Source organism: Streptomyces sp. SID13726 (genome assembly GCF_010548375.1).
In the GTDB taxonomy this organism is placed as follows: Bacteria; Actinomycetota; Actinomycetes; order Streptomycetales; family Streptomycetaceae; genus Streptomyces.
Window position 1 is genome coordinate 1 of sequence record NZ_JAAGLY010000052.1, and the last position, 8,283, is coordinate 8,283.

Annotated in this window: 6 protein-coding genes; 3 read left to right on the forward strand and 3 right to left on the reverse strand. The window is 71.1% G+C overall.

Going from position 1 to position 8,283, the window contains the following annotated elements; translation table 11 throughout:
- The coding region (locus tag G3I78_RS46225; RefSeq protein WP_164436508.1) for a sigma-70 family RNA polymerase sigma factor at window positions 1–1,101 on the reverse strand (1,101 nt) is incomplete at its 3' end.
- 281 nt (window positions 1,102–1,382) lie between these two features.
- Complete coding sequence (locus tag G3I78_RS46230) at window positions 1,383–2,156, reverse strand: TetR/AcrR family transcriptional regulator (RefSeq protein ID WP_164436510.1); 774 nt, start codon at window positions 2,154–2,156, stop codon at window positions 1,383–1,385.
- Between the two features lie 374 nt (window positions 2,157–2,530).
- Between G3I78_RS46230 and G3I78_RS46235 the strand changes: the two genes are divergently transcribed.
- Both G3I78_RS46235 and G3I78_RS46240 read left to right on the forward strand, forming a co-directional pair.
- Window positions 2,531–3,910: an NAD(P)/FAD-dependent oxidoreductase gene (locus G3I78_RS46235; RefSeq protein ID WP_164436512.1), complete on the forward strand. Its 1,380-nt coding sequence runs from the start codon at window positions 2,531–2,533 to the stop codon at window positions 3,908–3,910.
- Window positions 3,911–4,131: 221 nt separating this feature from the next.
- Window positions 4,132–5,760: a SpoIIE family protein phosphatase gene (locus tag G3I78_RS46240; protein WP_164436514.1), complete on the forward strand. Its 1,629-nt coding sequence runs from the start codon at window positions 4,132–4,134 to the stop codon at window positions 5,758–5,760.
- A gap of 83 nt (window positions 5,761–5,843) precedes the next feature.
- Here G3I78_RS46240 and G3I78_RS46245 read toward each other — a convergent pair whose 3' ends face one another.
- Window positions 5,844–7,112, reverse strand: coding sequence for an MFS transporter (locus G3I78_RS46245; RefSeq protein WP_164436517.1), 1,269 nt, complete (start codon window positions 7,110–7,112; stop codon window positions 5,844–5,846).
- A gap of 122 nt (window positions 7,113–7,234) precedes the next feature.
- Between G3I78_RS46245 and G3I78_RS46250 the strand changes: the two genes are divergently transcribed.
- Window positions 7,235–7,783, forward strand: coding sequence for a MarR family transcriptional regulator (locus G3I78_RS46250; protein ID WP_164436515.1), 549 nt, complete (start codon window positions 7,235–7,237; stop codon window positions 7,781–7,783).
- The last annotated feature ends 500 nt before the right edge of the window (window positions 7,784–8,283 follow it).

An 8,283-nucleotide genomic window follows, 5' to 3' on the forward strand; every position in this document is an offset into this window, starting at 1 on the left:
CGCCCCGCCCGAGGAACCCCCGCTCGCCGCGGCGGCCGCGCCCGCGGCACCGGCCGCCCCCGCTCCGGCGCCCCCGGCGATGAGCCCGATGGCCTTGGCGTACCCGGCGGCCCCGAACCAGCCGATGACCGCGAGCGGTACGACGGCCGGGATACCGCTGGCGACCTCCTTGATCTGGCCCGCGGCCAGCCGGCACTTGGCGCACTCCTCCAGGTGCTTGCGCAGCCCCCGTTCGGCACGTGTGCGCAGCCCGCCGCGGGCGTAGGCGCCGAGCCGGTCGGCGTAGCGGGCGCACTCCTCGTCGGTGGCGAGGGTCGCGCTGACATGGGCCTGGAGATAGGCCTGCTTGAGGCCCTCGCGGGCGCGGCTGGCCAGCACCCGGGTGCCGTTGGCGTCGAGCCCGAAGAGCGTGGCGACGTCGCTGGGCGACTCGTCCTCGACCTCGGTGTGCCACAGCACCGCCTGCCAGCGCTCGGGCAGCGACCGGAAGGCCTGCATGGCCATGGACTGCTCGGCCACGTGCATCGCGCGTACGTCGGCGCCGAGGTCCAGGGTGTCGTCGTCGGAGACCTCGGAGGTGCGCGCGGCCTGGGCGGCGAACACCGCGAAGTCGTCGACGAGCTGCTCCCGCTTCGCCGACTTGGTCCAGCCCGCGGCGACCCGGCGGACGCTGGTGAGCAGGTAGGCGCGTACGGCGTGCTCGGGGCCGTGGCCGCCGCGCACCGCCTGGAGCACGCGGGCGAAGACCTCGGCGGTGAGGTCGTCGGCGGTGTGGGCGTCCCGGCAGCAGGTGCGGGCGTAGCGGCGCACGGCGTCCGCGTGGCGGCGGTACAGCTCCTCGTAGGCGCTGTCGTCGCCGGAGCGCATCCGCTCGATCAGGTCGGCGTCGGAGGGCGGCATCTCCCTGGGCGGCGGCAGGACGCTGCCGTCCTCGCGCCGGTCGCGCTGCGCGGGCACGCTGCCCTCGACCGGTTCCCCGCCCTGGGCCGGGATGCCGGCCTGCGGGACGCCCGCCCGGCCGCCCTGCTCCGGCACCTGCGGGGTGCCGTCGGCGTCGCCCTCGCCCTCACCGAGTGGCTCGTTCCGCCCGTCAACGCTCATCGCGGAATGCCCCCGCCGCCAGCCCAACCAGTCCCGAACACCGGGTCAGAGTGCCATATTGGCTTTTGGTCAGTGCCCTGCAGTACGGCCCATCCACTCGTCCGTGGGGACTTCCCGCAAAGCAGTACTGAGCGTCACCCGTATGGGGAAGACTCAACTGTCGCAGCGGGTGCAGGTGTTGGTCCGCCCGCCCGAAAAGCGCCGGAATGTCGCGGGGTGCGGCCGGGACCCGGCCGCACCCCGCTGTCACCCTTTCGAGTCACGCCCGCATCACGCCCGCATCACACCGGTCGCGAGCGCAGCCCCTCCAGCAGGATGTCCAGCAGCCGTGCCGAGGCCGCCGCCTGCTGCGCCGCGTCCGGCAGCGAGGGCGCGGCCGTGGCGATCACCAGCAGGACGTCCGACACCGACACGTCGGTCCGCAGCTCACCGGCCGCACGCGCCCGGTCCACGAGCTGGCCCACGACCTCGAGCAGCGCCGCCGCCCCGGCGTCGTCGTCGGGGCCCAGCACGGGCTCCTCCGGCACCAGCCGCAGCTCACCCGTGCCCGGCTGTGTCCGCTGCTGCGGCACCCGCGCCGCGTCGAACTCCGAGCCCTCGCCCTCGTCGGCGACCCCGACCCGCAGCACCTGCGGCGGCAGCAGCCGCCCGGCGCCGGACGCGACCGAGGTGCGCAGGAAGCGCGAGAGCGCCGACCACGGCTCGTCCTCCTGGCCGAGCGCCGACCGTGCCTGGTCGGTCAGCCGGGAGGTCTCCTCCTCGGCTATCCGGCGCACCAGGACGTCCTTGCTCGGGAAGCGCCGGTACACGGTGCCGACCCCGACCCGCGCGCGCCGCGCCACGTCCTCCATCGGCGCGCCGTAGCCCAGCTCGCCGAAGACCTCGCGCGCCGCACGCAGTACGTGCTCCAGATTGCGCTGTGCGTCCACGCGCAGGGGGGTCGAACGCGATCCGTCTCCGCGTCCGTGGCCCGCCGCGCTCATCGTCGTCCCCATCGCACCGCCACCGGGTGCGATGGCGGACGCCGTAGACCAATGAGAGTCCTGAATGTGCATAAATGTTCCCCCGGTAATGACGTCTCCCCCCGGAGACTCTCCCCGCCATCGAAAGCCGGAGCGTGCGGAACAAGCCCGTTTCGCGAGTCCGCCCGTCGCGGACCCGGAGCGCATCCCCCTACACCCCGTCGACACACGAACATAGTTGAGTGGGGGTCAATTCAGAAGGGGCAGGTTCCGCACGGAGCGCCCCCCGATCGGAGTACGAGGGGCAAACGCCCCGATTGCACCCCCTCCACCCGCCCGGCGCACACCCGTTGACCTGCGGACCTTCCACGCACCCCGAGGATCGGGCCGACCCGGCGCGCCGATGAACTCCGGTCACACAAATTGTCGAGGCTGTGGACAAACTCAAGCGCCGGGTGCGTCATGGGATGGTGAAGGAACGTGCGCGCATTCTGGTTGTCGGCGGCGGCTACGTCGGGATGTACACCGCGCTGCGTCTGCAGCGGAAGCTGAAACGGGAACTCGACCGGGACGAAGTCGAGATCACCGTCGTCACCCCCGACCCGTACATGACCTATCAGCCGTTCCTCCCCGAGGCGGCGGCCGGATCGATCTCCCCGCGCCATGTCGTCGTACCGCTGCGCCGGGTCCTGGACCGCTGCAAGGTCGTCGTCGGCGAGGCCACCGCCGTCGACCACGCCAAACGCACCGCCTCCGTCACCACCCTCGCCACCGAGGAGGAGCGCACGGGCGGCGAGCAGCTGTCGTACGACGAACTCGTCCTCGCCCCCGGCTCGATCGCGCGCACCCTGCCGATCCCCGGCCTCGCCGACCACGGCATCGGCTTCAAGACCGTCGAGGAGGCCATCGGGCTGCGCAACCACGTCATCGAGCAGATGGACATCGCCTCCTCCACCCGCGACCCCGCGATCCGCGACGCGGCCCTCACCTTCGTCTTCGTGGGCGGCGGCTACGCGGGCGTGGAGGCGCTCGGCGAGCTGGAGGACATGGCCCGCTACACCGCGCGCTACTACCACAACGTCAGTCCCGACGACATGAAGTGGATCCTCGTCGAGGCCTCGGACCGCATCCTGCCCGAGGTCGGCGAGGAGATGGGCCGCTACACGGTCACCGAACTGCGCCGCCGCAACATCGACGTACGGCTCAACACCCGCCTGGAGTCCTGCGTCGACCGCGTGGCCGTCCTCAGCGACGGCAACCGCTTTCCCACCCGTACGGTCGTATGGACGGCCGGCGTCAAACCCAGCCCGCTCCTCGCCGCCACGGATCTCCCCCTCAACGAGCGCGGCCGGCTGAAGTGCACTCCCCAGCTCACCGTCGAGGGCGCCACGCACGCGTGGGCGGCCGGAGACGCGGCCGCCGTCCCCGACGTCACCGCCGACGAACCCGGCAAGGAGACCGCCCCCAACGCCCAACACGCCGTACGCCAGGCCAAGGTGCTCGGCGACAACATCGCGCACGCGCTGCGCGGCGAGCCCCTGGAGACGTACGCGCACGCGTACGTCGGCTCGGTCGCCTCCCTGGGCCTCCACAAGGGTGTCGCGCAGGTCTACGGACGCAAGCTGAAGGGCTACCCTGCCTGGTTCATGCACCGCGTCTACCACCTCAGCAGGGTCCCCACCTTCAACCGCAAGGCCCGCGTGCTGGCCGAATGGACCCTGTCCGGGCTCTTCAAGCGGGAGATCGTCTCCCTCGGTTCACTCGAACATCCCCGAGCGGAGTTCGAACTCGCGGCCGGTGGAAAGCCTCCTCACGACCCCACGAACGACCCGAAGGGGTCGTCCTGACCGGACCGAGGAACTCCACGGACCGCCCCGGCGTCTGACGGATGTCGACCAGGTCGGCCCCCTGCCACACTGATGCCCGACCTCGGACGGGCAGCCGCCCGCCCCTCGAACCCAAGAGGTCTTCCCACCGTGCTGCACCCCCGGGCTGCCGTCCCCAGCCCACCGGCCGGGCCCGGAGCCGGCCCGAAGACGCCGAAGACGACGACACGAGGCAAGGATTCGTGAACTTCACGCGCTGGAGCGCCCGCCTCCCCGGAACGCAGCGCCGCGCCGCAGCGCGGACCGACGACCTGGTCACCGAGGACCGGCTGAGCGAGGGCGCGGTCCCCGCCGCCCGCGCCGAGCAACTGACCGTGCCGGTCCCCGCCGTCGACGAGCTCCCGGTCCGTGAGGTCCTCGACCGCGTCCCCGCCCTCGTCGCCCTCGTCCACGGCCCCGACCACCGCCTCGCCTACGTCAACGACGCCTATGTGGTCGCCTTCGGCCTGCGCCAGACCGGCGAACCCGCCCGCGACGCCCTCCCGGAGCTCGACGAGATCGGCCTCCTCCCGCTCCTCGACCAGGTCCTGCGCAGCGGCAAGCCGCGCACCCTCAAGTCCCGCAAGGCCCCCGACGGCCGCTCCTACACCTTCACCTGCACCCCGGTGACGGAAGGCGACGGCGGAGTGCTCGTCTTCGCGACCGACGTCACCGACCACGCGGAAGCCGCCGAGCGCCTCAGAGCCAGCGAGCGCCGCCAGCGCGAGACCGCCGTCACCCTCCAGCGCTCCCTGCTCCCACAGGAACTGGAGGAACCCGACGACCTGCGCATCGCCGCCACCTACCTGCCCGGCGGCACCGAGGCCGCGGTCGGCGGCGACTGGTACGACGTCATCACCCTCGGCGGCGGCCGCACGGCCCTGGTCATCGGCGACGTCATGGGCCGAGGGGTGCGCGCGGCGGCGGTCATGGGCCAACTCCGTACGGCAGTCCGCGCGTACGCCCGCCTCGACCTGCCCCCGCACGAGATCCTCCAGCTCCTCGACGGCCTCGCCATGGAGATCGACGCCAACCAGATCGCCACGTGCGCGTACGCCATCCACGACCCGAACGAGGGAAAGCTGGTCTACTCCTCGGCCGGCCACCTGCCGATCCTGGTCCGCGACGAGAGCGGCGCCGTCCAGCGCGCCGACGAACCCACCGGCCCGCCCCTGGGCACCGGCGGCTGGATGCACGCGTCCGGCTCGATCCCGTTCGGCCCCGGCTCCACGGCGGTGCTGTACACCGACGGCCTGGTGGAACGCCGTGACGAGGACCTGGACGAGGGCATCGCCGCCCTGCACCCCGCCCTGGCCGGCGCGACCGGCACCCCTCAGGTGATCTGCGACCGCCTGGTCCGCTCGGCCGGCGTCACCGCGGAGCACGACGACGACGTGGCCGTCATGGTCATGCAGCACCCGGCCCGCACCGGCCCCGACGGCGAACTCTTCCGCAACGCCGCGCTGGAACTCCTGGGCGGCGTCGAGGCGGCGCCACGCGCGCGTGCGTTCGCCTCCGGCGTGCTCACCAGCTGGCGGTTCCCGATCGAGCTGCACGACCTGGGCGTGCTGGCCGTGAGCGAGCTGGTGGCCAACTCCCTCCAGCACGGGACGCCCCCGATGCGGCTAAGGCTCCGCCGCACCGACCGGCGGCTGATCGTCGAGGTCACGGACGGGGACGACCATCTGCCCCGGCGCCGGAGAGCGGAGCCGGGGGACGAGTCGGGGCGGGGGATCGCCATAGTGGCGACGGTCGCCTCGAACTGGGGATCGCGCCGGACGCCGGGCGGCGGGAAGGCGGTCTGGTGCGAGTTCGTGCTGCCGAAGGGGTAGCGCCCTAGGGGTGTCCGATCGATGCCGGTTGCGGGTGCGCAGGGGCTGTTCGCACAGCTCCCCGCGCCCCTGGGGAGCCGTGGCTAGGCCACCACCGACTCCGTCTGCGCTCCGCCCTGGGCCACGACCCGGCTCTTCCTCAGGAACGGCTGGTTCTGCACCGGGGTGAGCTCCCTGCCCAGGCGTATCGCCAGATAGGTGATCCCCAGCGAGAACAGCAGGAACGTCACGATGTACGGGGTGTGCAGGGAGGCCCCCATCGGACCGCCCACCGCCGGGCCCACCGCCAGGGCGAGCTGCTTCACCAGGGCGAAGGCGGAGTTGTACTGGCCGGCCATGCCCTCCGGCGCCAGGTCGGCGACCAGCGGGGCGACGGTCGGGGACAGCATCGCCTCACCGAGACCGAAGAGGGCGTACGTCGACACGAACGCGGCCGTGGCCATCTCCTGGCTGCCGTGTCCGAGGCCCGCGTAGCCCGCGGTGACCCACGCCACCGCCCAGATCAGTCCGACCATGGCGATCACCCGGGACCGCCTGCGCCGCTCGACGAACCGCAGCACGGCGAACTGCGCCACCACGATCATCGCGGTGTTCGCGGCCAGGGCCGTGCCCAGCGCGGAGGTCGAGATGCCGGCGGCCTCGACGCCGTACGCGCTCAGACCCGACTCGAACTGGCCGTAGCAGGCGAAGAACAGCACGAAGCCCAGCACGGACAGCTGCACCATGGCGCGGTTCCCGAGCAGCTGCTTCCAGCTGCCCTTGGCGGACTGGCTCGGCGCACCCTCGATCCGCGGCGAGCGCGGCAGTCGTACGGTCGCCATCAGGACCACCAGCAGCAGGAACATCGCCGCCTCGATCGCGAACAGCACAGTGAAGGACGCGGCGCTCGTGGTGTCGACGAGGTGTCCGCCGATGAGGCCGCCAACGCCGAGCCCGAGGTTCTGGAGGAAGAACTGCGTCGCGAACACCCGCGAGCGGGTCTCCGCGGTGGAGCAGTCCACGATCATCGTCGCCAGCGCCGGCTGCATGACGGCCTGCCCGGCTCCGAGCGCCGCCGCCGACAGCAGGACGGTGGGCGCGTGGGCGGAGAGCCCCAGACTCAGCGCGCCGATCGCGGCCGTGACCAGAGCGGTGAGCAGCACCGGCAGCGGGCCGCGCCGGACGATGGCCCGCCCGGCGAACGGCAGCACGATCAGTGCCGCCACGGCGAAGACGGCGAGGACGAGCCCCGCCGTCATGGCTCCAAGGTCCCGCACCTGCGCCACGTAGACGTACAGGTAGGGGACGGTGAAACCGAGCCCGAACGCGCTGAGTGCGTTGCCCACGTGGATCCGGCGCATCGCTGCGCCCATCGCCCTGGTCACGTTCACCTCTCTCACTAGTTAGATGTGAAGACTTCAAAGCTAAAGTTCGAAGCTAAAGAGTACATAGCGAAGGACTTCAAAGCAAAGTGCCCGCGTGCCATACTGCGGCCATGGCCGAGACCCCTGGCATGCCCGAGCCGACGCTCGAAGAGCAGATCGCCGCCTACCAGCGCGAGTTCCAGGACCTCGACCCCCAGATCGAGCAGATCGTCTCGGCGCTCTCCCGCCTCAACCGCCGGATGAACGTCGCCTACGGCCGCCAGACCGCGGCCCTCGGGATGAGCAACGCGGAGTGGGAGGTCCTCAAGGCCCTCGTCCTCTCCGGCGCCCCCTATCGGATGGGCCCGAGCGACCTCGCCAAGCGCCTCGGCCTCACGCCGGCCGCGATGACCCACCGGATCGACCGCATGCTCGCGGAGGGACTGGTGACCCGGGAGCGGGACGAGTCCAACCGGGTCCGCGTGATCGTGGAGCTGACCGTCGAGGGCCGCGAGAAGTGGCTGGAGGCGATGCGGATGGCCACGGTCTTCGAGGAGGACCTGCTCCAGGACCTCTCCCCGGAGGAGCGCACCACGCTCGGCGACGTCCTCACCCGGCTCCTGCGTAGGGTGGAGCACGCGCAGCCGGACGCCGGCGGGCGTCTGAGCGACCTCGATTAAAAGATCTTGACATGGGCTGCTTGACAGCCCTCGGCTCGATCCGTAAAGTTCTTCGGGTTGCCACGGAGCCGTAACGGTTCCTCGGTAGCACCTCCGCCGCGACAGCGGCAACTCAAAACCATCAGCCCGATCTCCCAGCCGGGATGAATTCGGCGTGCCCGAATTCAATTCGATTTGGACGCGGCCCCTCGATTTGGGACCGCCACGAGAATCCGCTAAGGTTTGAGACGTCGGAACGGCCCAACGGCCGGGAAGGCAAGCCCCGCTGACTGGGAGTCAGGCCCGAAAGGATCTGATAGAGTCGGAACCGCCGGAAAGGGAAACGCGAGAGCGGGAACCTGGAAAGCACCGAGGAAATTGGAACCGGAAACGGTCTGATAGAGTCGGAAACGCAAGACCGAAGGGAAAAGCCCGGAGGAAAGCCCGAGAGGGTGAGTACAAAGGAAGCGTCCGTTCCTTGAGAACTCAACAGCGTGCCAAAAATCAACGCCAGATATGTT

Bases quoted from the DNA above. Each gene is read 5' to 3' on its own strand.
- G3I78_RS46230 (WP_164436510.1), bottom strand. From the start codon at position 2,156: ATGCACATTCAGGACTCTCATTGGTCTACGGCGTCCGCCATCGCACCC.
- G3I78_RS46235 (WP_164436512.1), top strand. From the start codon at position 2,531: ATGGTGAAGGAACGTGCGCGCATTCTGGTTGTCGGCGGCGGCTACGTC.
- G3I78_RS46245 (WP_164436517.1), bottom strand. From the start codon at position 7,112: ATGGGCGCAGCGATGCGCCGGATCCACGTGGGCAACGCACTCAGCGCG.
- G3I78_RS46250 (WP_164436515.1), top strand. From the start codon at position 7,235: ATGGCCGAGACCCCTGGCATGCCCGAGCCGACGCTCGAAGAGCAGATC.